The organism is Actinosynnema sp. NPDC050436, from assembly GCF_040655415.1.
Taxonomy (GTDB): Bacteria; Actinomycetota; Actinomycetes; order Mycobacteriales; family Pseudonocardiaceae; genus Actinosynnema.
Genome location: NZ_JBFAJV010000008.1, coordinates 99,232 through 126,082, shown reverse-complemented (window position 1 = coordinate 126,082; position 26,851 = coordinate 99,232). Strand labels below are relative to the sequence as shown.

The 26,851-nt window shown below is 75.9% G+C and carries 20 protein-coding genes; 12 read left to right on the top strand and 8 right to left on the bottom strand.

Features of this window, described 5'->3' with window-relative positions:
* Positions 1–96: 96 nt before the first annotated feature.
* The 5 genes from AB0I60_RS20625 (at position 97) to AB0I60_RS20605 (ending at position 9,335) form a co-directional block, all read left to right on the top strand.
* The gene (locus AB0I60_RS20625) at positions 97–2,802 is read left to right on the top strand and encodes an AAA family ATPase (RefSeq protein WP_360732020.1); all 2,706 of its coding nucleotides are present in this window, start codon (positions 97–99) and stop codon (positions 2,800–2,802) included.
* Positions 2,803–3,292: 490 nt separating this feature from the next.
* A complete protein-coding gene (locus AB0I60_RS20620) occupies positions 3,293–3,958 on the top strand; it encodes a hypothetical protein (protein WP_360732018.1) in 666 nt (221 codons plus the stop codon).
* A complete protein-coding gene (locus AB0I60_RS20615; RefSeq protein ID WP_360732016.1) occupies positions 3,955–5,478 on the top strand; it encodes an AMP-binding protein in 1,524 nt (507 codons plus the stop codon). The genes AB0I60_RS20620 and AB0I60_RS20615 overlap by 4 nt, the downstream gene beginning before the upstream one ends.
* Before the next feature lie 564 nt (positions 5,479–6,042).
* The gene (locus AB0I60_RS20610) at positions 6,043–6,660 is read left to right on the top strand and encodes a hypothetical protein (RefSeq protein ID WP_360732014.1); all 618 of its coding nucleotides are present in this window, start codon (positions 6,043–6,045) and stop codon (positions 6,658–6,660) included.
* 1,427 nt (positions 6,661–8,087) lie between these two features.
* Positions 8,088–9,335, top strand: coding sequence for a nucleotide sugar dehydrogenase (locus tag AB0I60_RS20605; RefSeq protein WP_360732012.1), 1,248 nt, complete (start codon positions 8,088–8,090; stop codon positions 9,333–9,335).
* A 56-nt stretch (positions 9,336–9,391) separates the two neighbouring features.
* On the opposite strand, the gene AB0I60_RS20600 is transcribed toward AB0I60_RS20605, so the two are convergent.
* On the bottom strand, positions 9,392–10,225 hold the full coding sequence (locus AB0I60_RS20600) for a sugar phosphate isomerase/epimerase family protein (RefSeq protein ID WP_360732010.1): 834 nt from the start codon (positions 10,223–10,225) through the stop codon (positions 9,392–9,394).
* Positions 10,215–11,228: a Gfo/Idh/MocA family oxidoreductase gene (locus AB0I60_RS20595; RefSeq protein ID WP_360732008.1), complete on the bottom strand. Its 1,014-nt coding sequence runs from the start codon at positions 11,226–11,228 to the stop codon at positions 10,215–10,217. The genes AB0I60_RS20600 and AB0I60_RS20595 overlap by 11 nt, the downstream gene beginning before the upstream one ends.
* A gap of 401 nt (positions 11,229–11,629) precedes the next feature.
* Here AB0I60_RS20595 and AB0I60_RS20590 point away from each other — a divergent pair, with 401 nt between their 5' ends.
* From AB0I60_RS20590 to AB0I60_RS20580, 3 genes are all read left to right on the top strand, one after another.
* Positions 11,630–12,406: a methyltransferase domain-containing protein gene (locus tag AB0I60_RS20590; RefSeq protein ID WP_360732007.1), complete on the top strand. Its 777-nt coding sequence runs from the start codon at positions 11,630–11,632 to the stop codon at positions 12,404–12,406.
* 141 nt (positions 12,407–12,547) lie between these two features.
* Positions 12,548–13,585 (top strand): alpha/beta fold hydrolase, encoded by a 1,038-nt coding sequence (locus AB0I60_RS20585; RefSeq protein WP_360732005.1) that lies wholly within the window; start codon positions 12,548–12,550, stop codon positions 13,583–13,585.
* Positions 13,586–13,659: 74 nt separating this feature from the next.
* Positions 13,660–15,213, top strand: a complete 1,554-nt coding sequence (locus AB0I60_RS20580; RefSeq protein WP_360732003.1) for a PQQ-binding-like beta-propeller repeat protein — start codon at positions 13,660–13,662, stop codon at positions 15,211–15,213.
* Positions 15,214–15,248: 35 nt separating this feature from the next.
* On the opposite strand, the gene AB0I60_RS20575 is transcribed toward AB0I60_RS20580, so the two are convergent.
* Positions 15,249–15,530, bottom strand: coding sequence for a hypothetical protein (locus AB0I60_RS20575; protein WP_360732001.1), 282 nt, complete (start codon positions 15,528–15,530; stop codon positions 15,249–15,251).
* Between the two features lie 387 nt (positions 15,531–15,917).
* On the opposite strand from AB0I60_RS20575, the gene AB0I60_RS20570 reads away from it, so the two are divergent.
* On the top strand, positions 15,918–16,847 hold the full coding sequence (locus AB0I60_RS20570) for a hypothetical protein (protein WP_360732000.1): 930 nt from the start codon (positions 15,918–15,920) through the stop codon (positions 16,845–16,847).
* 85 nt (positions 16,848–16,932) lie between these two features.
* Here AB0I60_RS20570 and AB0I60_RS20565 read toward each other — a convergent pair whose 3' ends face one another.
* Positions 16,933–18,174, bottom strand: a complete 1,242-nt coding sequence (locus AB0I60_RS20565) for an MFS transporter (RefSeq protein ID WP_360731998.1) — start codon at positions 18,172–18,174, stop codon at positions 16,933–16,935.
* A gap of 174 nt (positions 18,175–18,348) precedes the next feature.
* Positions 18,349–19,128, bottom strand: coding sequence for a cation diffusion facilitator family transporter (locus AB0I60_RS20560; protein ID WP_360732318.1), 780 nt, complete (start codon positions 19,126–19,128; stop codon positions 18,349–18,351).
* A gap of 215 nt (positions 19,129–19,343) precedes the next feature.
* Here AB0I60_RS20560 and AB0I60_RS20555 point away from each other — a divergent pair, with 215 nt between their 5' ends.
* Together AB0I60_RS20555 and AB0I60_RS20550 are read left to right on the top strand one after the other, a co-directional pair.
* Positions 19,344–20,369 (top strand): 2-oxoglutarate and iron-dependent oxygenase domain-containing protein, encoded by a 1,026-nt coding sequence (locus AB0I60_RS20555; RefSeq protein WP_360731996.1) that lies wholly within the window; start codon positions 19,344–19,346, stop codon positions 20,367–20,369.
* Positions 20,366–21,652 carry a PLP-dependent transferase gene (locus AB0I60_RS20550; protein ID WP_360731994.1) on the top strand — a complete coding sequence of 429 codons (1,287 nt, stop codon included), beginning with the start codon at positions 20,366–20,368 and terminating at the stop codon, positions 21,650–21,652. The genes AB0I60_RS20555 and AB0I60_RS20550 overlap by 4 nt, the downstream gene beginning before the upstream one ends.
* 257 nt (positions 21,653–21,909) lie before the next feature.
* Here AB0I60_RS20550 and AB0I60_RS20545 read toward each other — a convergent pair whose 3' ends face one another.
* From AB0I60_RS20545 to AB0I60_RS20535, 3 genes are all read right to left on the bottom strand, one after another.
* A complete protein-coding gene (locus tag AB0I60_RS20545) occupies positions 21,910–22,377 on the bottom strand; it encodes a GNAT family N-acetyltransferase (protein WP_360731993.1) in 468 nt (155 codons plus the stop codon).
* Positions 22,378–22,444: 67 nt separating this feature from the next.
* Complete coding sequence (locus AB0I60_RS20540) at positions 22,445–23,416, bottom strand: magnesium transporter CorA family protein (RefSeq protein WP_360731992.1); 972 nt, start codon at positions 23,414–23,416, stop codon at positions 22,445–22,447.
* Between the two features lie 131 nt (positions 23,417–23,547).
* Positions 23,548–24,522 carry a nitroreductase gene (locus AB0I60_RS20535; protein WP_360731990.1) on the bottom strand — a complete coding sequence of 325 codons (975 nt, stop codon included), beginning with the start codon at positions 24,520–24,522 and terminating at the stop codon, positions 23,548–23,550.
* Positions 24,523–24,661: 139 nt separating this feature from the next.
* On the opposite strand from AB0I60_RS20535, the gene AB0I60_RS20530 reads away from it, so the two are divergent.
* A complete protein-coding gene (locus tag AB0I60_RS20530) occupies positions 24,662–26,344 on the top strand; it encodes a GAF domain-containing sensor histidine kinase (protein WP_360731989.1) in 1,683 nt (560 codons plus the stop codon).
* Positions 26,345–26,851: the final 507 nt, after the last annotated feature.

Sequence of the window (26,851 nt, the reverse complement as noted above, 5' to 3'; positions counted from 1 at the left end):
ACCGCGCCGTCGGGTCGGCTCGCCGCTCGGCGACCTTTTGGCCGGCTGCCGTATCCCCGGCCGGCCGGGCCCCCTCCTTGTCGGTGGAGGCGAGCCATGACCACTGGGGAACCGGTCGGGGTGCGGGACGCGCTGGGCCGGCTCGCGGACCTGCCCGGCCCGGGTGGGCCGCGACGGGTGCGCGTCGCCGGAGGGGCCGGCGCGGGCAAGACGCGGCTGCTCGCCGAACTCGCGCGGGCCCGCCGCCGGGGCGGGCTGCCGGTGCTCTCCGCCCGGGGCACGGACACCGGCCGGGTGGTGCCCTTCGGCGCGCTGCGGGACTCGCTGGGCCACCCCGCCGACGTGCCGACCCCGACCGCGCGCACCGCGCTCGTGCTGCTGCGCGCGGTCTTCGACTCGCTGCTGGCCCCGGGCCGGTCCGCGCCGCCCTCCGCCGAGCGCCACCGCGTCTACCGGACCGTGGGCGAGCTGGTCGAGTCGGTGGCCCGCCCGGCGGGTCTGGTGGTGCTGCTGGACGACGCGCACCTGGCCGACGCCGGCTCGCTGGAGCTGCTCGGCCACCTCCTGCGCCACCCGCCCCGGGCCGGCCTCGCGGTGGTCGCCGCCCACCCGCCGGGTGCCTGCCCGGACGGGTTCGCCGACGCCGAGGGGATCGACCTCGCCGACCCGCCCGCAGTCGAACGGTCTGCCGGCGGGGTGAGGACCGATGCGGCGGAACTCGGCGTGGTGGAGGGCGGCGTGGTGGGGCGCAGCGCTGCGATGGCCGGCGGTGCGGTGGCCGGTGCTGCCGGGGGCAGCACTGCGGAGGTCGGCGTCGAGACAGGCGGGGCTGCGGGGGCCGGCGGGGCGGTGGGAGGCGGCGTGGTGGGGGCAGGTGGGGACACCGCGCCGGTCGAGCCGAGGGACCTGCGGGTCGCGCAGGCGGTGGCCGTGCTCGGCGACGCCGAACCGCGCCTGGTCGCCGCCGTGGCCGGCACCACGCTGCACGAGACCCGCGCCGCGCTGGTCCGGCTGGCGTCCCGAGGGGTGCTGGGCGGCGAGGGCAGCGCGCTGCACTACCGCGCGACCCGCCTGCGGGACGCCGTCTACGCGTCCGCCGACGCCGAGTGGCGGCGCTGCGCGCACGCCCGCGCCGCGCAGGCGCTGCGGGACGAGGGCGTGCCCGTCGCGCTCCGGGCCCACCAGGTGGCGCGCGCCGCCCGCGTCGGCGACCAGGCCGCCGTGACCGAGCTGGTGCGCGCCGCCGACGAGGCGGTCGGCATCGCGCCGGCCATCGCCGCCCACTGGCTGGCCGAGGCGCTGCGCCTGTCGCCCCGCGCCGGCGGCGCGTCCCGGCTGCGGCTGCTGCGCCGGCTGGCGACCGCCGCCCGCGCCGCCGGCCGCCCCGACGAGCACCTGCGCGCCGTGCTGGCCGTGCTGGCGGGCCGCCCGGCCGACCGGGCGGAGGTCGCGCTGCGCGGCGCGCTGGCGCAACGCGCGTGCGGCCGGCACACCGCCGCCGCCGACCTGCTGCGCCGGCTGCTCCCGGACCCCGGCGGGCGGCGCGGCCGGCTGCTGCTGGAACTGGGCCTGGCCGCCGACCCGGCGGTGAGCGCCCGGCGCGCGGACGAGGTGCTCGCCGCCGCCCGCGCGGCCGGGGACGACGCGGTGCTGGCGCTGGCGCTGGGCGTGCGGCTGCGCAAACCGCCGCACGACCCGGCCCTGCTGGACGAGGCCGCCGCGCTCGCCGACCGGCTGCGCGACTGCCCGCCGGAGGCCCTGCTGTGGTTGGCCCGCGCGGAGGCCGCCCTGGAACGCCCGCCCGACGCCGTCCGGCACGCGGACCGGGCGATCGGCCTGGCCCGCGCCACCGACCGGGGCGACCTGCTGCCGCAGCTGTGGCTGACCCGGGGCGAGGCGCTGGAGCGGCTGGGCCGGCTGGCCGAGGCCGACGAGTGCTTCGCCGACGCCGCCGAGGCCGCCGCGCTGGCCGGCACGTCCCGGTGCCTGCCGCTGGCCGGGCGGGCGCGGATCGCGGTGTGGCGCGGCCGGTCCGACGAGGCCCTGCGGCACGCCGGGCAGGCGGTGGTCGAGGGCGTCGAGAGCCGCGCGCACGTGGCGCTGGCGCTGGCCCACCTGCACGCCGACGACCCCGACCGGTGCGTGGCGCACCTGCTCGCGGTCGACGTGCCGCCCGCCGACCCGCTGGCCGCCGTCGAGTGGTGCAGCCTGGTGGCCCTCGCCGAGGGGGCGCGCCGGCGCGTGCCGGACGCCGTGCGCTGGGCGGAGCGGGCCGGTGACCTGGCCCGCGCGCTGCCCGCCGGCCTGCGCCGGGGGTACGCCCACCTCGCCCAGGTCGGCGCGCTGCGGCACACCGACCCGGCCGCCGCCGCCACCGAGGCGCAGCGGGCCGCCGAGCTGTTCGAGCGGGTCGGCAACCGGGTGCACGCGGGCCGGGCCCGGCTGATGGCCTCGGCGCTGCACCACCTGGCCGGGTGCGTCCGCCCGGCGCGCGCGGAGCGCGACCGGGCGCGGGACCTGCTCGACGGCTGCGAGCCGGGCCTGTTCGACCGCGTGGCCGGGAGCTGGGCCCCGGTCGCCGACCACGGCCTGACCGACCGCGAGCACACCGTCCTGGAGGTGCTGGCGCAGGGCCTGACGGCCGACGCCATCGCCCGCCGGATGGACATCTCGCCGCGCACCGTCCACCGCCACCTGCAACACCTGTACCGCAAGCTGGGCACCGCCGACCGGCTGTCGACCGTGCTGCGCGCCCAGTCGCTCGGCCTGCTCGCCGACACGTCCGCGACGGCCGGCTGGTGACCCGCCCCGGCAGGTGCCGCTGATGGAGGTCCGGCGCGGTGGCCACCGGGTCGACCGCGCCCGCGCGGCGACCGGCACCCGCACGAGGTGGACGGGTGGGGCGTCGGGCACGACGGCGGCGCACCGCGCCGGACTCGCGGGTCGCCGGCAGCACGGCGACCAGGTCCGCGAACCGCCCCGACCGGGCGGCGGCTCGCGGCCAGTCTGCGGCGCGGCGGCCGTCCGGGTAACCCGGGCCGTCCCGGAACGGCCGCCTCCCGCGCGCCGGGTGGCCGGAGGAGCTGTCACCACAGCGGATTCGGGCCGACGTGCTGCCTCCGCGCGCCGGGTGGCCGGTCCACGACCCCCAGGGCCGCCTCCCGCGCCGGGCAGTGGGTACTTGTGCCCATTCCGGTATTCGCGCGCCGGCGCGACTGTTGACTGGCTGAGACCGCCGGTGGCTGTCCATCGGCTCATCGGGGGGAAGTCCTGGGGGAGTGCGGTGGCTGGAGTGACGGTGCAGGGACCGGTGGCCCGCAACCGGGGCGCGCGACGGGTCGAGGTGCCGCCCGGCGGCGCGAGGACGTTCGGCACCTGCGGGTGCGGCCGGTGCTCGTGGGACCTCCTGATCCCCGGCCGGCCGGCGGCCGACCTGCGGGGCGTGGTCGAGGCGGACCGGTCGGTGTGGTGGCCGGCCAACCTGTCCGACCGCAGGCCGCTGTTCGTGGCGGACGTCGACCGGCCCGGCGAGGCCGGCCCGGTGCGGCCCGGCGAGCGGCTGCCGTTCGGGCTCGACATGGCGGTCGTGTCGCCCACCCGGCAGCCCGGACCGCCGGTGGTGACGGTGTTCGCCGGCTTCGCCGCGCGGCCCCTGCCCCGGTCGCCGCGCTGCCCGGCGATCCACCCGGACGAACCGAGGCTCGACCCGGACGCCCGCTACTACGCCGTGCTCGCCGCCCTGTGCGGGGGTGCCGGGCCGTTCGCCCCCACCTCCGCCGACATCGCTGCCCGCCTGCGGATGAGCCCGCGCGCGGTGGACGCCCACATCGACTACCTGGTGCGCAAGCTGGACCTGCCGGAACCCGCCACCCGCCGCAACGGCTGGAAGCGCACCGCCCTGATCGACCACGTCCGCGCGCACGGCACGCTCGGCCGCGAGCTGGCGGAGACGGCGTGACCCGCGCCCCGGTCCACGACGTCTTCCGCGCCCGTGCCCGGGAGCACCCGCACGCGGCGGCGCTGGTGCACCGCGCGGGCGTGACCACCTACGGCGAGCTGGACCGGCTGTCCGACGGGGTCGCGCGCGACCTGTCCGCCTCCGGCGTGGGGCCGGGCAACGTCGTCCCGGTCGTGCTGCCCGTGTCGCCGACCCTGGTGGCGACGCTGCTCGGCGTGCTGAAGTGCGGTGCGGCGTACGCGGCGCTCGACGTGGCGGGCTCCGCCGACGACCTGCGCGGCGTCGAGGCACTCCTGCTGGACCAGGTCGCGGTGGCGGACGGGTCCGTGGCGGCGTTCCCGCGCCGGGTCGGCGACCCCTGCGGACCCCCGCCGACCACCGCCGAGGCCGCGATGGTGTTCACCGCGCCCGGCGAGCCCCGGGCGGTCGTGTCGCCGCACCGCGCCACCGCGCGCCTGGCCCGGGACGGCGCGTTCGGCGTGGTGGACCGCGCTGCGGTCGTGCCGCTGCTGTCGCCCCCGTCGTCGGCCTCCTTCGCGCTGGAGCTGTGGGGCGTGCTGCTCAACGGCGGCACGTCGGTCCTGCCCGGGAACGGCCCGCCGACCGCCGGTGCGCTGCGCGACCTGACCGGACTGCACGGCGTCACCGCCGTGTTCCTGACCGCCGCGCAGTGCCGGCTGGTCGTGGCCGAGGACGTGCGCGCGTTCGGCGGCCTGACCGCGCTCGTGGTGGGCGACGGCCGGCTGTCCGCCGCCCACGCCGCCGCCGTCCTCGGCGCGCACCCCGACCTCCGGCTGGTGACCCGCTACGGCACGGCGGAGAGCACCGGCTGCGCGCTCACCCACGACGTCCGGCCGGCCGACGACCCGATCCCGCTGGGCCGCCCGGTTGCCCGCACCTCGGTGCACGTGCTGGCGGACGGCCGGGAGTGCGGGCCGGGCGAGGTCGGGGAGCTGGTCGTCGCGGGTGACGGCCTGGCACTGGGCTACCTGGGCGACCCGGGGTCGACCGCCCGCGCGTTCGTCACCGCGCCCCTCGACGGCTACCCGATCCGCGTCCACCGCACCGGCGAACTCGGCCGCGTCGACGCGAACGGCGTCTTCCACGCCCACGAACGGCAGGTCGCGGCGCGCAGGGAGCCGGTCTTCCCGTCGTCCCCCGACGGGAAGACCGGTCCGCCGCAGCGGCCCGCGCTCCCGGCCGGACGGGCGGCGAGGCAGCCGTACGCGAGCGCGGTGGAGGACGTGGTGGCCGTCGAGTTCGCGGCCCTGCTGGGCGTGGTCGACCGGCACGCGTCGTTCTTCGCGCAGGGCGGCACCTCGCTGGCGGCGGTCCGGCTGTGCACGCGGCTGGGCGCGCGCTTCGGCCGGTCCATCCCGGTGTCCCGGCTGGTCGCCGCGCCGACGGTGACCGCGTTCGCGGCGTGGCTCGGCCCGCTGCGGCCCGACCCGGCCGGTGGGGGACGAGGCTGGGCCGGCCGCGCCGTCCAGCGGTGCGGAGGTGCTCCGGGTCACCCGTGACCCGGACCGGGGCGGACGGCGCTGCGGCGTCCGACCCGGCCGGCGGGCGCGCTGGGGGCGCTCGCCGGGAAACCCGTCCGCGCGCGCCCGTTGCCGCCGTGGGCGCGCGCGGACGGGCGAATCGGCCGGTAATCGCCGCGCCCGCCGTTCTCCGCGCATCCCGCTCGGCCAAACGGCCGGGGCGCGGAATTCCGCACCGGGTGCCCGACCCCTTTTCGACATCGGGACGTGTCGCCGCGCACTTCTCGGCGGGTTCGCGCGGATTCCCGGCGGTGCCGGCCTGCGGGTTTGCGCACCGCTGCGACCTGGTTGCGGACCCGGCCGCGCCCACGGGGCAATCCGGGATGGCATGATGGGGAGAGCCGGGAAAGCGGTCCGCGAGGGAACCGGTCCGAACTCGGCGCTCACACCAGGGGCAAGGGGAGTTGGGGCCGTCGGTGCCCGGGGAACCGGGTGGTGGCGGTCGCGGTCCATTCGGGCACCGTCGGAAACCCGTCGACACGAGATATTCCTTACTCCGTGTCGGCGCGGCACCCGGCGCGGCGATCGGACAGGATGTGCGGCATGACCAGTGGCCGGAGAATCGTCACCGCTTGGTCCGCCCTTTCGGCGGACGAGTTGGGCGAACAGGTGCGGGCGCACGTGCGCGTCACGGACGGCACGACGCGTGCCGTGTGGGCGGCGGTGCGTGACGACCAGGTGCTCAGGGCCAGGGTGCGGGGCGCGTTGTCGGGGTTGAAGGCCGAGTTCCGGGGGCACCGGGACGAGGCCATGTGGCTGCTCTGGATCACCCGGGTGCAGCAGCAGCTGACCGTGGAGCCGCCGCCCGCCACCGCCGCCGAGATCGTCTCCGACCGGGCGGACGACGCCTGGGCGACGGCGCTCGACGCGCCGGAGGCCGCCGACGCCGGGGCCGACGCGGCGTGGGACGCGGCCGTGCAGACCTCGGACGGTGGTCGGCCGGACACCGGGGGTGCGGAGAACGGCAAGAGCTGGGCCGCGACGTTCGGTGTCCCGGCCACCGCCCAGCCGCCCGTCCCGGTGCCGTCGACCGGCCTGCCGTCGAACGGGGTGCCCGCCACCGGGCTGCCGTCGACCGAGGTGCCGCCCACGGCGGTGGCCGAGCAGTCCAAGCCCCGCCCGCAGGTGCCCATGGTGGTCTTCCAGACGCCCGCCGGCTGACAGCGGGGCGGGCCGGTCGGCCCGCCCCGACCACCGCGCGGCGGCTCGTCCACTGTGGATGGTCCCTGGCCTCGCCGGGCCCACGCCGCGCGGTGCGGTATCCCGAACTCTCCGCCGACCCGGTGCCACGCCGCTCCCAGGGCGGCCGGGCTTCACCGAGTCCTTCGGCGACCCGTCGGCGACCGCCGTCCTTGAGTGCGTGATCTCTTTGCCGCGCAACGGTTCACGCCGAAACCGTTCCGGGTCGCGCGTGGCTGCTTCGCCGTTCCGGGGTGTGAACGTTCCTCCCCGCGCTGGGCGCGATTGATGTTTGAAGTGCCCTCCTCCTTGCGGCCCAAGCCGATCAAGGTCGGTCGGCTCGCGTGATCACCCGGCCCCGCCCCGACTTCGGCGCCCCCGGGGTGCCGGCGGGTGTGATTGGTCCAACCACCCCGTCCCGAGTGGCGGCCGGCGGAGGCGACTCCGGCGGTCGCTCTTCCGCACGTGCCCAGGGCACCGGGCCGCTCGCGGGCCCGCCGGGGGTGGCGCGTTCGGTTCGGCAGGTGCCGGGCGAGGGGTGCCGTCGGGTGCCGGCGCACGGGACGTCGTCGGCGTACTGTGCCGGGACAACACCGCGTTCCCGCAAGGAGTTCCGGCCGCGACCCGGATCGGCGCGGCGGCCTGCCCGCCGCCGTTGCCGATGGGCTGCGCGGCCCGGAGGACGCCCGGCGCACCCGGCGGGTCATCAGCACCGCCGGCTGCGCCACCTCCGGTGCGGCAACCGGTCGCGGACCGGTCGGCTGCCGACCACCGGGACGCCCACCGGACGGACGTGGCCACCCGGACCGCTCAGGAGTCCTCTGTGGACGGATGACCGCCCCGGTCGGTCGACCGGCCGCCCGAGCGTCGGGCGGCCCACGCCTGCGGAGTCGCGGTGCCTCCGACGGTGCGGCCGGGAGTTGCGCACAGTGACCGCTTTACTGCGGATTCGGCGGGTTCGGTCACGCCGCGCGTTCACCCTCGCCGCAGGAACGCGGAGATCCCGGCATCCGGGTCGCTCGTCCTTGTGAATTCGTGCACGTGCAACCACGAAGGACCACCCTCGGAAGGCCGTCGGCTGCCATCCGGATGAACCTCGGTGGTGGCCGGCAACCTGCGCGAGTGGTGTTTCACCGAGCCGCTGCACCTTGCGCAGGGTGACTGTTAGCTTGCGGACAGCGATTGGCAGTTCCCCGGCTCACCGTCCCCAGTGGAGGCTCGGAATGGCACGCTTCACCACGGCCCCGCCCGCCGGCACCGCGCCCCCGGGACCGGCGGGCCGCACGTCCGGTGCCGGTGGCGTCCGCCGAGCCCCGGCCGCCGGGTCCGGCGCGGGCCGGCCGGCCGCCTCGCCCTGAGCCGTGCGGCCAAGGCGCACAACACAATCCGATGTGGTGGAAAGGGCGCACGTGTCCGTCGATCTCGTGGTCGTGGGAGTCGGCTACGTTGGACTCCCCCTGGCGGCGGCGGCGAGTGCCGCAGGGCTGTCGGTCATCGGGTACGACCTCTCGCCGACCGTCCGCGACCGGCTCCGGGCCGGCCTCTCGCACGTGCCGGACGTGACCCCGGCTCAGCTGAAGGCGATGCGCGCCACCGGGTTCGAGGCCACCACCGACCCGTCCGCCATCGCCGGGGCGGACACCGTCGTCATCTGCGTGCCCACCGGGCTCGGCCCGGACGGGCGGCCGGACCTGTCGGCCGTGCGCGCCGCGACCACGACCGTGTCCGAGCACCTGAGCCCGGGGACCCTGGTGGTCCTGGAGTCCACCAGCTTCCCGGGCACCACGGACGAGGTGGTGCGGCCGATCCTGGAGCGGTACGGCCTGGTCGCCGGCGAGGACTTCCCGCTGGCCTACTCGCCCGAGCGGATCGACCCCGGCAACGCCCGGCACGGCATCCGCAACACGCCCAAGGTGGTCAGCGGGCACACCCCGTTGTGCGCCAAGCACTGCGCGGCGTTCTACGGCCGGTTCGTGGAGACCGTCGTGGTGGCCCGGGGCACCCGCGAGGCGGAGATGGCCAAGCTGCTGGAGAACACCTACCGGTACGTGAACATCGCGCTGGTCAACGAGATGGCGGTGTTCTGCGACCAGTTGGGCCTGGACGTGTGGGACGTCCTGCACTGCGCGGCCACCAAGCCGTTCGGGTTCTCGCCGTTCACCCCGGGACCGGGCGTCGGCGGGCACTGCATCCCGATCGACCCCCGTTACCTGCTGGACAAGGCGCGGCGCGAGGGCGCGCGGCTGTCCGTCGTGGAGGCGGCCCGCGAGGTCGACCGGAACATGCCCGGCTACCTGGTGGACCGGGTGGCGCGGCTGCTGGCCGGCGACGGCAGGCCGGTGGCCGGTGCCCGGGTGCTGCTGCTGGGCGTGACCTACAAGGCCGACGTGCCCGACACCCGGGAGTCGGCGGCGCTGCGGATCGCGGCCGGGCTGACCGCGCTCGGTGCCCGGATCTCCTACTACGACCCCGTCGCGGGCGAGGTGCCGCAGCTCGGCCCGCCCGTGCCGGACCTGGACCGCGCGCTGCACGAGGCCGACGCGACCGTCCTGCTCGTCGCGCACCGCGCCTACGACCTGGGCCACCTGGCCCGGAACGCGCGGCTGCTGCTCGACGTCACCGGGCGCGTGCCCGGCGGGGAGGTCCAGCGCCTGTGAGCCGCGATACCGGGACCCCGCCCCGGGATCGGCGAGCGGCGTCGGGTCCGGCGCGGTCACCGCAGCAGGCGGGCCATCGCCCGGCCTGCCCGGACGAACGCCGCCGACGCGCCCACGGCCGGAACGCCACCCCGGTGCGGCACCGCGCAGAGGTGCGGTTCGAGCGACCAAGCACCCCGGTAACCGTTGTCCCGCAGCAGCTTCACGCAGTCGGCGACCCGCGCGGCACCCTGCCCCGGCGGCACGAAGCGGTCGCCCACCGCGTCCTTCACGTGCACGTGCGCCACGTGCGGCAGGACCTTCTCCAGCAGCGCGAACCCGTCGTAGCCGTGCGCCACGCCGTTGCCGGTGTCGAACAGCAGGCCGAGCGCCGGGCTGCGCACCTCCTCCAGCAGCTCCAGCGCCCGGTCGGCGTCGGTGCCCGCCCAGCCCGAGCAGTTCTCGTGCAGCAGCACCACGCCCGCTGCCTCGGCGACCTCGGCGAGCACGCCGATCCGGGCGATCACCCGCTCCCGCCACCGGGCCTCGGGCAGGCCGCAGTTGGGGTAGGACATGACCCGGACGTACCGGGTGCCGAGTTGACCGCAGCGGCGCACCAGGGTGTCCAGCTCGGCGAGGTCGTGCTCGAACGGCGTGGACACCGGCCGCGACCAGCCGCCGATCCGCGAAGCGAGGCACACCACGCGCACGCCCCGGTCGGACAGGGCCTCGGCGACCCGGGCGAAGCGGCGGTCGTCCAGCTCGGCCACCGGGACGGTGTCGACCGTGCGCAGCTCGACGGCCGACCAGCCCAGCTCGGCCAGCACCGCGAGCTGGCCCGGCAGGTCGGGCGCGGCCTCGTCGGTGATGCCCGCCAGCACCTCGCCGGGCCCGGCCGGGTCAGCGGGCACGGGCGGCCACCGGGGATCCCGCGCGGGAGGCGGGCACGACCGGCTCGGCGCAGATGTTCTTGGCCACCGAGAGCAGCTGCACGACGTCGGTGGCGAAGGCGAAACCCCGCGAGTGCTGGTCGCCGACGCCCTGGAAGAGCTGGTAGGCGCGGATCATCCACTCGGTCAGCGAGTCGTCGTGCAGCACCTCGTGCTCGCGGTGGCCGTTCACCGTCACCGACAGCTGCGAGTGGTCGTCGTCGGCGCTCACCGCGAAGTGGCCGACGGCGGTGCCCCGCTCGAACTCCACCGTGATCCGGCGCTCCCGCACCGGCGAGGTGAGGTCGGAGCTGATCTCGGTGCGCACCCCGCTGTTGTGCCGCAGCCCCACCCGCGCGCCGCCCATCCGGGGCACCACCACCTCCCCGACCACCAGGTCGAACCCGGCGGCGTGGGTGACCCGGGCGTTGCCGGCCAGGCGCAGCGCGAGGCCCACGCCGTGCGGCAGCTCCACGTCGAACGCGGTGGGGTGGCTGGGGCGGGCCAGCGACCGGCGGAACCGGGGCTTGTTCTGCACGATCGTCATCGTCTTCGGCTCGCCCAGGGCGCCGTCGCGCACCAGCCCGGTCAGCCGCAGGGTCAGCGCGCTGGTCAGCCACGGCTCGACCACCGCGACGCGCAGGCCGTGCTTGCGGCGCAGCCGGGTGATCCGGGCCAGGTCGTCGGTGTCGGCGGCCAGCGGCTTCTCCACGATCAGGTGGCGGAAACCGCGTTCGGCCAGCTCGCCGATCACCTCCGTGCGGACGGTCGGCGGGGTGCACACGTGCGCGACGGTCTCCGCCGGGTCGGTCAGGGCGGCGGCCTCGGCGATGCTGGTCACGGTGACCAGGCCGGGGCGGTCGCCGAGGACCCGGCGCGGGTCGCACGCGACGACCGGGTGCTCCGCGAACAGCCGGCGGGCACCGGCCCGCGCCCTGGCGAGCACGGGGAGGTGCAGTTCCGCACCGGCTCGGCCCAAACCCACGACGAGTGTCCGCACCATTGAGCCCCTGTGTTCGTCCGGTGTGTTCCAAGGCGTACGAATAGAACGACCCAATTCGATCGATAACGACGTTGTCCGAGTTGGTCCGGTGCTGTCAACCTCATCCGGACTTGTTGACCAGGAAGAGTGAACTCCCGTGCCTGTGCACGGCCCGGGAGGTGCCTGCCCTACGCTCCGGTGCGTGCTCCGACAGCGGAGGTGAGTGCGCTGACCGTCCCTTTGCCCACGCATTCCGCCACCGTTTCCCGAGTACGGCCGACAACGCGGGTGCGCAATGAGCAGATGCTTTTCCGGGGCTGTTGCCCGCGCGCGGCGGGAGCACCCGCGCGGGTCGGCCGCGCCGGTCCACGGCCCGTCGTCCCGGTCGGCGCCCGGTGGCGGGCGTGACCGCCACGGGGCACGTGTTCGCCGACCTCGGCCCGCACGTCGCGGAGCGGTTCCGGACCGTGGCCGCCGCCTACGACCCGGTCACGCTGGCCCGGCTGGGCCAGACCGGCGTGCGGAAGGGCTGGCGGTGCCTGGAGGTCGGCGCCGGCGGCGGGAGCGTGGCGCACTGGCTGGCCCGGCGCTCCGGGTCGGTGCTGGCGACCGACCTCGACCCGCGCCACGTGCCGCCCGCGCCCGGCCTCACCGCGCTGCGCCACGACGTGGCGCGCGACCCGCTCCCGGAGGGCGAGTTCGACCTGGTGCACGCCCGGCTGGTGCTCTCCCGCCTGCCCGAGCGGGAAGCGGTGCTGCGCAAGCTGGCCCGGTCGCTCAAGCCCGGCGGCTGGTTGCAGCTCGACGAGTTCGACAAGAGCTACGCGCCGGTCCTGATCACCCCCGACGCGGCGGCGGCGCGGCTCTACGCGGAGTTCACCCGGGCGCGGGAGCGGGTGTACGAGGAGTCCGGCTGGGCCGGCGAGTGGGGCCGTGAGATGGCCTCCTCGATGGCCGCCTCGGGCCTGGTGGGCGTCGACCCGGTGCCGGTGACGCAGCCGTGGCGCGCGGACTCGCCCGTGGTGCGGCTGCTCGCGCACCAGACGCACCACCTGCGGGACGGGCTGGTGGCGGCCGGGATGACCGACCAGGACCTGGGCCGGGTGCGCGAGCTGCTGGCCGACCCGGCGTTCCGGGCGTCGTCGTGCGTCTTCTACTCCGTGCACGGCCGCAAGCCGTGACCGCTCCGTAGTCGACCGTCCGGTCGAGTGAACGCGTGATCGCCCGGACGTGACGGCCTCGGCGGCGGTTGTAGCCTGCTCGCGCTTTCGTTGCCCACCAGGCACTTCCGAGCCCGCCCAGCACACCCGAGAAGGTCCGCCGTGCCGCCACTCCGCGCCCTGGCCGCGTCACTCCTGCTCGCCGTGACCGCACTGGCCCCGCCCGCGTCCGCCGCGCCGGCGCCCGCCGGGGCCGGTCCCGCCGTCGAGTGCGCCGAGACCGACCTGCCCGTGTCGCTCGGCCTGTTCTCCCAGACCGTGCACGGCCAGCTCTGCCTGCCCGCCGGGGCCGCGCCGGACACCGTCCAGCTCCTCGTGCACGGCGCGACCTACAACCGCCGGTACTGGGACCTGCCCGTCGCCGGCGGCAGGTACTCCTACCAGCGGGACCTCGCGCGGCGCGGCGTGGCCACCTTCGCCGTCGACTGCGTCGGCTCGGGCGACAGCTCGCAGCCGCCGAGCGCGCTGATCACCGCGAGCGGCCAGTCCTCCGTGCTGCACCAGGTGGTCGGCAAGCTGCGCTCCGGGCACGTGCTGGGGCACCGGTTCGACCGCGTCGTGCTGGTGGGCCACTCGATGGGGTCCGGTCTCGCCGTGCTGGAGGCGACCTCCTACCACGACGTGGACGGGGTGGTGCTGACCGGTTTCAGCCACTCGGTCGGCGTGCCCGCCGTCGCCCGGGTCCTCGTGGAGGGGCTCCGGCCCGCCGTGCTCGACCCGGTGCTGTCCCGGCGCGGCAGCGATCCCGGGTACCTCACCACGGCACCGGGCGCGCGCCGCGTGTTCCACGACCCGGGCGCGGTCGACCCGGCCGTGCTCGACGCGGACGAGGCGACCAAGGACCAGGTGCCGTCCACGGTCGTGCCGGACGCGCTGGCGCTGGCCTTTCTCAGCCCGCTGAGCCGGCAGATCGACGTCCCGGTCCTGCTGCTCAACGGCCGGCTCGACACCCTGTTCTGCGCGTCGCTGTGCGAGGACCGCACGCAGTTCCTCGACGCGGAGCAGCCGTTCTTCGCGCCGGGCACGCCGCTCGACGCGTTCCTGCTGCCCGACGCCGGCCACACCCACGGCTACGCGCTCAACGCCGCCGACTACCGCACCGCCGTGCTGGACTGGACGACCGCCCACTTCGGCACCTGAGCGACACCGGCTGTTCACCTCCGGTGCGGAACGGACGGGGCCGGTCGCCCGTCTGAGCGCCGGAGGTCCACCACATGCTGCGGTACTTGACGCTCGTCGGCGCGGCTTCCGCCGCCGTCGCACCGTTCCTGCCGGGTGGGGCCGCGCGGTCCGACACCGTGGACTGGCCGGTCATCGGCCTGGCGGTCGGCGTGATCGCCGTGGCCGCACTGGGATTCGCCCGGCACCGGGCCGCGCGGACCGCCGCCGTGCTCGCCGGCGTGGCCGCGTTCGGCCTGGTGCTCCGGCTGCTCCTCCCGGACCTCGGCGCGGGGCTGACGGGTCCGCGCCTGCCCGTGCTGGCCGTGGGTGCGGCGGCCGTCGCACTCGGGGTCGGGGCGTCGGGCGGGTGGCGGGTGCGGCCGGTGGGCGTGGTGGCGGCCGTGGTCGCAGTGGCCGCCTCGGTGCTCGCCCCGGTCGCCGTCGACGCGGCCGTGGTCGACTCGGAGACGCGGGACGAGCGCGGCTTCGCCCCGCCCGCCGTGGCGCAGCGGCTGACCGGGCGGCAGTGGGCGTGGCAGCCGCCGGCCGACGTCACCGCGCTCGTCGCGGCCGGGCACGGGGTGGTGGTCGGCCTCGGCGGCGGGACCGTCGTGGCGCTGGACGGCGCGGACGGCGACGAGCAGTGGCGCTACACCCGCAGCGGCGCGTTCGTGGACAACCTGGTGGCGTCCAAGGACGGCAAGGCCGTCGTGACCACGTTCCGGTCCTCGCTCGACACCCGCAGCCAGTTGCTCGTGGTGCTGGACGCCGACACCGGGGCCGTCCGCTTCGACCGGGTGATCCCGTCCGTCCTCGCCGAGGTCGAGGCCCTCACACCCGGCACGGCGGTGCTGGCCGTGCGGGACCGGGACGTGATCACCGGCTACGACCTGGTGACCGGCGACGAGAAGTGGCGCTGGACCCCGCCGGAGGGCTGCGCGGTGCCCTACACCCGGGCGGTGGGCGGCAGGACCACCGTGCTCACCGTGGTCGAGTGCCCCGACGCCGTCCGGTTGCTCGCGCTGGACGAGGCGACGGGCGCGCAGCGGTGGCAGCACGAGGTCCCGCTCGACCGGGACGACCGCCGCCGGGTCGACGTCCACCTGGCGGGCACGCCGGACGGCGCGCTCGTGTCGGCGCGGATCACCTCGACGCGGGCGAAGCCGGGCGCGATCACCCTGGCGCTGTTCGACGCCGAGACCGGTGCCGTCGAGTACCGGCCCGAGCCCCGGTGGGTGGTCCGCGCCGACCGGGGTCCGGCCGTGCTGCTGGAGGTGCAGGACGGCGCGCGGGCGACGGAGGTCCACGTGGTCGACGCGGCGACCGGCACCACCCGGCCGCTCGACGCGGCGGTGTGCCCGGACCGCTCGGCGGACGCCACCACGGCCACGACCTACGTGCGCAAGTGCGCCGACGACGGGCGGGAGACGACCGTCGTGGTGCAGCCGTTGGACGGGTCGCCGGCGACGAGCGTGCCGGTGCGGATGGACGGGTCGGGCGTGCTGCTCAAGTCGTTCCTGGTCGCCGCGCCGGGTGCGGTCGTGGTCGCCCGGGGTGCCTTCGGCGGCACGCCCGCACCGGTCGTGGGGCTCGTCGGACGCGAGTAGCCGTCACGTCGGGATCTGCCGCGACGCCGGCGCTCTCAGCGGTGGACCGCCTGCTGCGGGCAGCGCGCCGCGTCGCCGGCGTCGTACACCACCGACCCGGCCAGCGCCTTGCGCGACCGCTCGTGGTGGTACCGGCACAGCAGCAGGTCCACCGGTCGCGCCGGGTCGTCGGGCACCGTCACCAGCACCACGACGGCGGGCTTCGCCGGGCAGCAGCACGACCGCTCCGCCGACCACAACACCGGCGCCCACTCGGACGCGAGCGGCGAGACGTGCTCCGCGATGGCCCGGCGGAGCCAGTACAGGTTGTTGTCCACCCCGGCAGCCTCACACGGCGCGGCGGCGCGCGGCAGGGACCAAAGTCACCGCGTGGCGTGGAAAGCCGGAGAAAGCCCTCGAATCCCGGTGGGATGACCGGGAAAGGCGAGGGTCGGTCACACCTCGGTCGTCCGGTCCGCGAGCGGCTCGGCACCGGGCACCGCCGGGCGTCGGCCGGGTGGTGGATCCGGCCGGCGGGACCGGCACGTGCGGTTCGACCGACCGCCGGCGGGTCCGCGCCCGAATGCGTCCCGTCAAAGTCGTGGAATAGCCGCACATCAGCGGAAATGCGCGTTCCTGCGGTCGGCGGTTGTCGGCCGGTGCGCCGCTGAATACGTTGTGGCAGCGATGAGTGCTCCCCCTCGAATCTGCCAAGGAGTGCGATCGTGAATCGAAGATCCTCGTTGACGTGCGCTTTCCTGCTGGTCGCCGGCACCGTTTTTCCCGGTGTGGCGCAAGCGGAGCAGACCGCCGGCGCGGCTGCGGACGAGTGCACGGGCGTCACCTGGACGGTCCGGAACAAACTGTGGGACCGCGACCTGACCGTCGTCGGTTCGGACAGCCACACGAATGCCTACCGGGGCGACACGTCGTGCGACACCTCGTTGCCGGTGCTGTGCCTGCGCAAGTCCGACCTGCCGGTGCCGCCGGGCATCACCCCGACCTACCACGAGGGCTGGAGCGGCGGCGAGGTCCGCCTCACCCCGCCGGTGCCCGGCTACGCCCTCTACAGCCGGGCCGTCGCGGACGGGTTCTGCGCCAGCCGGTTCGGCGAGGGTTGGCGGATGGGCGAGCACCACGACGGCGACGGCGGTTGGTCGTGGTGGGCCGTGGGCGACCTCACCCGGGTGTGGCTGCACATCAACGACCAGTTCTCGAACCCGTGGAACACCCGGACCGGTCGCGCGATGACGTGGACCAAGCGGGCCCAGGAGTGGGGCCGCGACCTGGTCGACTGGACCTCGGACAAGAAGACCGACGCCTACCGGGGCGACACGCCGGTCACCGCGAAGCTGCCGGTGCTGTGCCTGTTGCAGGACGGCCGCGAACCGCCGACCGGCATCAACCCCGGCGACTTCTACAACGGGTGGGCGCGCGGCGAGGCGCGGATCACCCAGCCGGTCGTCGGCACGTCGCTGACCTCGCTCGCGGTGGCGGACGCGCTGTGCGCCGGGCAGTTCGGCACGGGCTGGCGGACGGCCGAGTTCCACGACGCCCGGGGCGGCTGGGGCTGGTGGGCGAGCGGCAACGTCGGCCGGTTCTGGACCGCGATCGACGACCAGCCCGCGAACCCCTGGGACCACCTGGGCACCTGACGCGCCACCCCCGGCGACCGCGAGGCCGCCGGGGGACGGTCGTCGGCCACCGCCGGGACGCCCTCCCGACGCGGGGCCGGGCCGGTCAGCACACCGCGCCCGAGCGGACCCGTCCGGCCGGCAGGTCGCGGGAACGGGCGAGCACCCCGAAGAACGGCATGAGGCCGTAGGCGACGAACACGCCGGCGACCAACCACAGCGCGGTCCGGTTGCCGAAGGAGTCCGCGAGAGCGCCGGCGGCCAGCGTGCCCAGGGGGATCGAGCCGTAGTTGAGGAACTGCGCGCTCGCGCTGATCCGCCCCAGCAGCTCCGGCGGGCAGTAGGTCTGGCGGAACGCCACCACGATCACCGTGATGGCGACCAGCCCGGCACCGACCACGAACGCCCCGACCGCGAACAGGGCGACGCCGGGTCCGCCGACCGTCAGCGGGACCAGGACGGCGAACGGGGCGGTCGCGCGGGCCCACCGCCGGACGGCACCGGCCGTGCCCCACCGGGTCGCGGTGCGCCCGGCGACGAGCGCGCCCACCACGCCGCCGGTACCGCTCGCCGCGACGACGAACCCGACCACGCCGGGCGCGAGGCCGACGTCCCGGACCAGGAAGACGATCTGCAGCGCCTGGAGCGCCGAGAGGGCCAGGTTGGCGACCGCGCTGAACGCGCACAGGAACCGCAGGTGCGGGTCGCGCGCGATGAAGAGCAGGCCGTCGGCGACCTCGCGGACCAGCCCGGCACGTCGGCCACCGCCGCCCCGCACACCCTCCTCGGCGCGGATGCGGGCCAGGCGCCGCGCCGACGTCAGGTGGCCGAGCACGCCCACGACGACCGCCGCCGGGGGCCCGAGCACCTGTGCGAGCACACCCCCGAGCCCCCGGCCGGCGATCTGCGAGCCCTGGTCGCTGCCCTGGAGCTTCGCGTTCGCCTCCACCAGGTCCGCCGGGTCCACCAGGAACGGCACGTAGGCCCGGTGGGCGGTGACGAACACGACCGTGGTCACGCCCACGAGGAACGCGACGGCGAACAGGTGGGCCAACGACGGGGTGCCGAGCGCACCGGCCGCCGGCACGCTGACCAGCGCACCCGCCGCGACCAGGTCGCACCCCACCATCAGGGGCCGCCGCCGCACCCGGTCCACCCACACCCCGGCGGGCAGGCTCACCAGCAGCCACGGCAGCGACGCCGCGGCGGCGAGCGCGCCGACCGCGAACGAGTCCGCGCCGAGCGTGGTGACGGCGACCAGCGGCAGCAGCACCGACGTCGCCGCGCCGCCCAGCCTGCTCGCGGTCTCGCCGAGCCACAGCGAGCGGAAGTCGGGCTGCCGCAGCAACCCTCCCCACCGCCGTCCCCCCGCCCGCGCTCCGGGCACGCGCCCTCCGGTGGCTCGTCACCGCGTCACCGGTCCGGTCGCCGGGGACTTCTCTCGACACCACCACCGGGACCGGGGGACCACAACCCCCGGCCGGGCGGCAGGGCGGTGTCGTCCGGGTGCGCGCCGGGTGGCTCAGCCCTCGTGCGGCGCGGTGTGAACGGTGACGGCGGAGAGGCGCGGGATGGTGGCGACGAGTCGGCGCTCGACGTCGTGCGCGATGCGGTGGGCCTGCCCGACGGTGAGCACCGGGTCCACGCCGATGGCGAGCTCGGCCCGCAGGGTGTGCCCCGTCCAGCGCATCCGGAGGTAGCCGGTGCGGCGGACGCCGTCCACCCGGGCGGCGGTGTGCTCGGCGGCGTCGAGGGTGTCGGGGTCGACGGCGTCCATGAGCCGGCCGAACACCTCGCGGGCGGCGTCGCGCAGGACGATGAGGATCCCGACCGTCATGCCGAGGCCGACCAGCGGGTCGGCGAGCGGGAAGCCCAGCGCCACGCCGAGCGCGCCGGCCACGACGGCGAGCGAGGTGAACCCGTCGGTGCGGGCGTGCAGTCCGTCGGCCACCAGCGCGGCCGACCCGATCTCGCGGCCGACCCGGATGCGGTAGCGGGCCACCAGTTCGTTGCCGGCGAAGCCGGCGACACCGGCCGCCGCGACGACCCACAGGTGGTCGACGGGGCGCGGGTCGAGCAGGCGGGTCACGGACTCGTAGCCGGCCAGCGCGGCGGAGGCGGCGATCAGCAGCACGACGACCACGCCGGCGAGGTCCTCGGCCCGGCCCAGGCCGTAGGTGAAGCGCCGGGTGGCGGCACGGCGGCCGAGCAGGAACGCGATGCCCAGCGGCACGGCGGTCAGTGCGTCGGCGAGGTCTACTACTCGGCGGCGAACGAGCACGTGCGCGGACTCCTGGCGCAGGCGCTGTTCCACGTCGACCACCTCGACCGCGCCGACGCCTCCTGACACCGCGATCCGGCGGCGGCACGCCCCCGGTTGCGGTGCTGCCCGGCTCGTCCCGATCGCCGGCACCCGGTGGGACGCCCGGTCCACGCGGCCGGATCACCCGAACGTGCGAGCGTGTCCGGGATGTGGGAAGGCCGATCCGGCAGAACGGCCGGCCCTACGCTCGGGTCGTGAGCTCCTCTGCGGACCCCTCGCTGCCGGTGATCGACCTCTCCCGCTTCCGCGACCCCGCCGCCGACCGGGCCGCGTTCCTCGCCGGGCTGCGCCGCGCGGCGCACGAGGTCGGGTTCTTCTACGTCGTCGGGCACGGCGTGCCGGAGGAGCTGACGTCCGCGATCTTCGCCGTCGCCCGGGAGTTCTTCGCGCTGCCGCTCGACTCCCGGCTCGCCGTCGAGAACACCCGCTCGCCCCAGTTCCGGGGCTACACCCGGACCGGGCACGAGCACACCGGGGGAGTGCCGGACTGGCGCGAGCAGCTCGACGTCGGCCCCGAGCGGGAAGCACCGGAGGTCGGGCCGGGCGACCCGCTGTGGCGGCGGCTGGTCGGCCCCCACCAGTGGCCGGAGGCCCTGCCCGCGCTGCGCACCACCACGCTGGCGTGGCAGGCCGAGGCGCTGCGGGTCACCCGCGAAGTGCTGCGCGCGCTCGCCGCCGCGCTGGGCCAGGACGAGGGCTACTTCGACGCCTGGTTCGACGAGGAGGCGTCGACCCACGTCAAGATCGTCCGCTACCCCGGCCGGCCCGCCGCCGACGTCGACCAGGGCGTGGGCGCGCACAAGGACTACGGCTACCTCGCGCTGCTCCAGCAGGACGACGTCGGCGGGTTGCAGGTGCAGGCCGCCGACGGCGGCTGGATCGACGCGACCCCGGTGCCCGGCAGCTTCGTGGTCAACATCGGCGAGATGCTGGAGATCGCCACCGGGGGCTACCTGACCGCGACCCGGCACCGGGTGGTCAGCCCGCCCGCCGGCGTCGAGCGGTACTCCGTGCCGTTCTTCCTCGGCCCGAGGCTCGACGCGGTGGTCCGCCCGCTGGAGCTGCCCGCCGAGCTGGCCGCGCGGGCGCGCGGCGTGAGCCGGGAGGCGGACAACCCGCTGCACGCGGCGTTCGGCGACAAGGCGGTGGTCGGCTGGCTGCGCTCGCACCCGGAGGTGGCGCGGCGCTGGTGGTCCGACGTCCCGGCGGAGCGGGGATGACCGGCTGGTCGTTCGAGACGCGGCAGGTGCACGCGGGCGCGCGGCCCGACCCGGCGACCGGCGCGCGGGCCACGCCGATCTACCAGACGACGTCGTTCGCGTTCGACGGCGCGCACCACGCCGCCGAGGTGTTCGCGTTGCGGGACCTGGAGAGCCACGCCTACACGCGGCTGTCGAACCCGACCACGCTGGTCGCGGAGGAGCGGATCGCCGACCTGGAGGGCGGGGTGGCGGCGGTCGCCGTGGCCAGCGGCCAGGCCGCGACCGCGTTGGCGCTGCTGAACATCGCGCGCGCCGGCGACCACCTGGTCGCCTCCTCGGCGCTCTACGGCGGCACGCACAACCTGCTCGCGCACACCTTCGCCGACCTGGGCATCGCGGTGGACTTCGTGCGGGACCCGGACGACTTGGGCGAGTGGCGGGCCGCGATCCGGCCAAGTACCAGGGCGTGCTTCGCCGAGGCGGTCGGCAACCCGCGCGGCGCCGTGCTGGACGTGGCGGCGGTCGCCGACGTCGCGCACGGGGCGGGCGTGCCGCTCGTGGTCGACAACACCGTGCCGACGCCGTACCTGTCCCGGCCGATCGAGCACGGCGCGGACGTCGTCGTGCACTCCACCACCAAGTTCCTGTCCGGGCACGGCACCGGCATCGGCGGTGTCGTGGTCGACGCGGGCCGGTTCGACTTCACCGCCGAGCCGGCGCGCTGGCCGCAGCTCACCGAGCCCGACCCGGGCTACCACGGCCTGGTGTTCGGGCAGGAGTTCGGCGACGTCGGCTACAGCCTGCGGCTGCGCACCAGGCTGGTCCGCGACCTGGGGCCGGCGGTGTCGCCGTTCAACAGCTTCCTGCTGTTGCAGGGCATCGAGACGCTGTCGCTGCGGATGGACCGGCACGTGGCCAACGCGCAGGCCGTCGCCGAGTGGCTCGCCGGGCAGCCGGGGGTGGCCGAGGTGCACTACGCCGGGCTGCCCGGCAACCCCTGGTACGACGCGGCCCGGCGCTACCTCCCGCTGGGCGTCGGCGCGGTCGTGTCGTTCGAGCTGGCGGGCGGGCTGGACGCCGGTCGCCGGTTCGTGGACCGGCTGGAGCTGTTCAGCCACCTGGCGAACATCGGCGACGTGCGCAGCCTGGTGATCCACCCGGCGTCCACCACGCACGCGCAGCTCACCCCGGACCGCCGGGTGGCGGCGGGCGTGACACCGGGCCTGATCCGGTTGTCGGTCGGGATCGAGGGCGTCGAGGACCTGATCGCGGACCTGGCACTCGGCCTCGCCGCCGCGTGACGTCGGCGGCGGGGTGACCGGGGCGCACCGGCCCGACCGGGCCGCCCCCGGCGCCCGGCCGGGGCACGGCGGCGGACCGGGACCACCGCGCGGTGGTCCCGATCCGGTCCGGCCTCCCGACGCCCGGCCCGCCCGACCGGAGCCGGACGCGGGTCCCCGGACCGGCCGGCGGTGTGCCCGCCGTCGTCCCAGCCGACGCCGGCCCGCCACTCGCCCCATCGGAGGCAGTCCGCACCGCGAGTCCGCCCGCGCGCCGGTCAGCGCCGCAGGTCCAGCCGCAGCACGACCTCGCCGTCGTCCACCTCGCCGGTCGGGGCGAACCCGAAGCGCTCGTAGAAGGGCAGCGGCTCGCCGACACCGGGCTGGTAGCTGGTCAGCAGCTCCGCCGCGCCGTCCGCGCGGACCAGGTCGACCACCAGGCGCAGCGCCGCGCCGCCGTACCCGCGCCGCTGGTGCCGCCGGTCGACCAGCAGCCGCCACAGGTAGTACGGCCCGAGCACGCCCGGCGCCGGCCGGGCGTTCCAGGACAGCATCACGAACCCGACCGGCACGTCGTCGGCGTACACCGCCCGGTACCAGGGTGCGGCCTGCGGTGTCGCGGCGGCCTCGGCCAGGGACTCCGACACCGAGTCCACGAACATTCGCTGCCGGCGGCGCACGCGCACCCGCCGCACCTCGGCGACGTTGTCGTCGGTGATCTCCCTCAGGTGCACCCGTGGCGTCACGCCCCGATCATCCCGAGCCGGGCCGGTCACCGCGAGCGGGTTCCCGGCGGGCGGCGCCGGAGCGGCGTCACAGCCAGTCGCGCTGCTTGAACGTCACGTACAGCCCGCCGGACAGCAGCAGCACGGCCGCCGTCGACACCCAGAAGCCCCACGGCTCGCCGGAGCCCGGGTAGGGCACGTTCTGGCCGTAGAAGCCGGTGATGGCGGTCGGCACCGCGATGATCGCCGCCCACCCGGTGACCTTCTTCATGATCAGGTTCAGCCGGTTGCCCTGGATGTCGAGCTGCGTCTCGCGGATGGTCGCCACCACCTCGCGCAGCGACTCGGTCCACTCGGTCGCGCGCAGCACGTGGTCGTAGAGGTCCTGGAAGTACGGGACCAGGGCGGCGTCGACCAGCTCGCGGTCGCGGCGCATCAGGCCGTTGACGACCTCGCGCATCGGCAGCACCACGCGGCGCAGCGTCACCAGCGACTTGCGCAGCGACAGCGCCCGCCGCTGCACGTCGACGTCGTCCGGTCGGTCGGCGAACACCAGGTCCTCCAGGTGCTCGATGTGCTCGTCCAGCGCCTGCACGGCCTCGAAGTGGCTGTCCACCACGCAGTCCAGCAGCCCGTGCACCAGGTACCCGACGCCGCTGCCCGCCAGCTCCGGCGACTCGTCCCACCGCCGCACCAGGAGGTCCACGTCGAACCGGTCGTCCTCGCGGACGGTGACCAGCGCGTGCCGGGTGACGAACGCCGACAGCTCGGCGTGCCGGAGCCGGCCGGTCCGCTCGTCCAGCCGCACCGCGTACGCGGACAGGAAGCAGTGCGTATCGTACTGGTGCAGCTTGGGGCGCTCGTGGGCGTGCAACGCGTCCTCGACGGCCAGTTCGTGCAGGCCCAGCTCCTCGGCCAGCTCCGCCAGCTCGTCCTGCGACGGCCCGCACAGGTCGATCCACGCCATGACGTCCCCGTCGCGCAGCCGCCGCGCCACCTCCCGGACCGGGAGGTCCTCGGACTCCAGCGCCCCGTGCCGGTACAGGCGTGTGCGTGCCACCCGGCCAGCGTAGATCAACCCCGGACCCGGCACGCCGATCCGGCCCGAGCGGGTGAACCGCCGCCGCACCGCCCGTGACCTCGGTGGTCGGCCGCCGTGCGGGACCCCCGCCGCACCACCGGTCGCGGTGGTCAGCGGGTGACCGGCTCCATCAGCAGGTCGGGCACCGCGCGCCGGGGCGTGGGCGGGACCGGCGAGCCGTACCCGATCCGCAGCACCGCCTGGGGCACGACCATGCCGCCGAGGGAGCGGCGCAGCTCGTCCCGGACCGGGCGGACCTCGATCGGCTGCGACAGGAACGACGCCGACAGGCCGAGCGCGGTGCCGGTGAGCAGCACGCGCTGGAGCGCCTGGCCCGCCTGCAACTCGCCCAGCACGCCTTCGTAGAACGAGCACAGCACCACCACCAGCGGGTCGGGCTCGTAGTCCTTGCCGGGCACGCGCTCGACGGCCTCGAAGTCGCGCAACGCCCACTCGTCCTGCGGCGCGGGGCGGATGCCCGCCGACGCGACCGGCACCCCGCCGTCGTGCGGCCGGTCGCCGGTCCACGCGGTCAGCTCCGCCCGCACCGCCGGGTCGCCGGCCTGCGCGCGGTGCGCCCGCGCCACCAGCTCCCGCACCCGGTGGCGCTGCTCGCGGTCGGCCACGACGTGCAGCCAGGACCGCTCCCGCTCGGCCGCGCGGACCAGCGCCTGCCGGTGCGCCACGGGCACCGGCACGTCGCGGAACGGCTTGCGGTTGGAGCGGCGCGCGGGCACCGCCGCGAGCAGCGTCCGGGTCTGCTCGTCCGCCGGGTACCGGCCGCCCCGGCGCACCTCGGCCACCGCCGAGTCCGGCAGCAGCGACACGATCGGGCGAATCCCGCGCGCCTGGAGCGCCAGCCGGAGGTTGAACAGCGCCGCGCCGCAGGCGAGCCGCAGCTCGCGGCCGTCCGGGTCGGTGGCGGGCAGCCGGCGGGACGGGTCCGGGTGCAGCTCGATCCGGTCCGGTCCCAGCCGGAACCGCCACGGCTGCGTGTTGTGCACCGACGGGGCCAGGGTCGCGGTCGCCAGCACCTCGGCCACCGCGTCCGCCTCCAGCCCCAGCGCCCCGGTCACCCCGTCCATCCCGCCACCTCGTCTCCCGCGCTCGCACCGCCCCCTCCACTGTCCGTCCCGGACGCGCCCGCTCCCACGGCCGAAGGTCCCTGGCCGGCCGGGACGAGCGGACTTGGCGGTGCGCGCCGGCCGTGCGACGCTGCGGTCCGTGGTCGGATCCGAGGACGTGCCCCAGCGCCTGCTCAGCGGTCTGCGGCTGGACGAGCTGCTGGACGAGATGCGCGAGCGCCTGACCGAGATCGGCTCGACGCGCGACAAGATGCAGCGGCTGCTGGACGCCGTGCTCGCGGTCGGGGCCGGGCTGGAGCTGGACTCGACGCTCCAGCGGATCGTGCAGGTCGCGGTGGAGCTGGTCGGCGCGCGCTACGGGGCGCTGGGCGTGCTCGGCACCCGGGAGGACCTGGCCGAGTTCGTCTACGTCGGCATCGACCCGGAGACGCGGGCGCGGATGGGGCACCTGCCGAAGGGCAAGGGCCTGCTCGGGCTGCTGATCAAGGATCCGAGGGTGATGCGGCTGCACGACCTGACCGTCCACGAGATGTCGGTGGGCTTCCCGCCCAACCACCCGCCGATGCACAACTTCCTGGGCGTCCCGGTGCGGGTGCGCGACGAGGTGTTCGGCAACCTCTACATCACCGAGAAGGCCGACGGCCTCGACTTCACCGCCGACGACGAGGTGGTCCTGTCCGCGCTGGCGGCGGCGGCCGGCGTGGCGATCGAGAACGCGCGGCTGTTCGAGCGGTCCCGGATGCGGGAGCGGTGGCTGGAGGCCGCCGCCGAGATCAACTCGGTGCTGCTGGGCGGCGCGTCGGCCGAGGACGCGCTGCACCTGATCACGCAGCGCACGCGCGAGCTGGCGGGCGCGTCGATGTCGGTGATCGTGCTCGCCGAGGACGGGGACCTGCTGCGCGTCGCGTCCGGCGCGGGCGCGCGGGTGGAGGCGCTGGTCGGCGAGGTGCTGCCGGCGGCGGGCACGGTCACCGGCGAGGTGCTGGAGTCCGGCACCCCGGTGCTGGTCGAGGACCTCGCCGGGCGGCTGGGGGAGACGGCGGCGGGCATCGGGCCGGGTGTGGTCGTGCCGCTGCGCTCGGGGTCGACGGTGACCGGCGTGCTGCTCGCCGCGCGGGACAAGGGCGGTCCCCCGTTCGGCGCGGACCAGGTGCCGCTGCTGGCGTCGTTCGCCGACCAGGCGGCGGTGGCGCTGGAGTTCGCCGAGAACCAGCGGGCCCGGCGGCTGGTGGACGTGCTGGAGGACCGCGACCGGATCGCGCGCGACCTGCACGACCACGTGATCCAGCGGCTGTTCGCCACCGGGATGAGCCTCCAGGGCGCGCTGGCGTCCATCCGGCAGCCGCGCATCCGGGAACGGGTCGAGCGCGCGGTGGGCCAGCTCGACGAGACCGTGCTGGAGATCCGCACGTCGATCTTCGACCTCCAGGCCGGCGACGACGCGCCGGGCCTGCGGCGGCGGCTGCTGGACCTGGTGTCCGAGCTGACCGGGGACGCGGCGGTGAGGCCGACCGTGCGGATGACCGGCACGGTGGACAACTCGGTGCCGGACGGGGTCGCCGAGCACGCCGAGGCGGTGGTGCGGGAGGCGGTGAGCAACGTCGTGCGGCACGCCCGCGCCTCCGCGCTGACCCTGACCGTCGAGGCGGGCGACCGGCTGACCGTGACCGTGGTCGACAACGGGGTGGGCCTGCCCGCCCAGGTGGCGCGCAGCGGCCTGCACAACCTGGAGCAGCGCGCGACCGCGCTGGGCGGCACGCTGTCGGTCACCGCCGACCCGGCCGGCGGCACCCGGTTGTCGTGGCAGGTCCCGCTGGCGTGACCGGCCGGGAAACGACCGGGGCCCGACCCGCCGCGTGAACTGCCGCCCCCGGTTCGGAGTGGGTGCGGAACTGCGCTGCGGGAACCGTTCCGGCGGCTCGCCCCATTTGTCGCCGCGTGTCGATCATTGCAGATTGCTTGCGTTTCGGTGTGCTTGGGGTGACGCTCGGTAGTGGTAATTCCGTAGAACTGCGGATTTCAGTAAAGGGATTACCTGAGCGTCCATCACGTGGTTCCTGCTGCGTCCGGGTGCGCTCGCTGAGCCGGCCAGGTCACGCCGTGCGTGGAGGTCGATCCGCCGCCGATGTTATTCGCGCTTGCGCAGAATGGCGGCCGGTGTGCAGCGGAATCGGTTTTTCGCCACGGCCGTAACGCGCGGTGGTCGCCGCTCGATTGAGTGGCCGCGACGACTTATTGCGCCGGTGTGCAACCCGACGGCTCGGTGGTGGGTGAATTTGATCATGGACTGCGGGGCAATTCTTTTCCGTCGCCGCACGGTTTCGGCGCG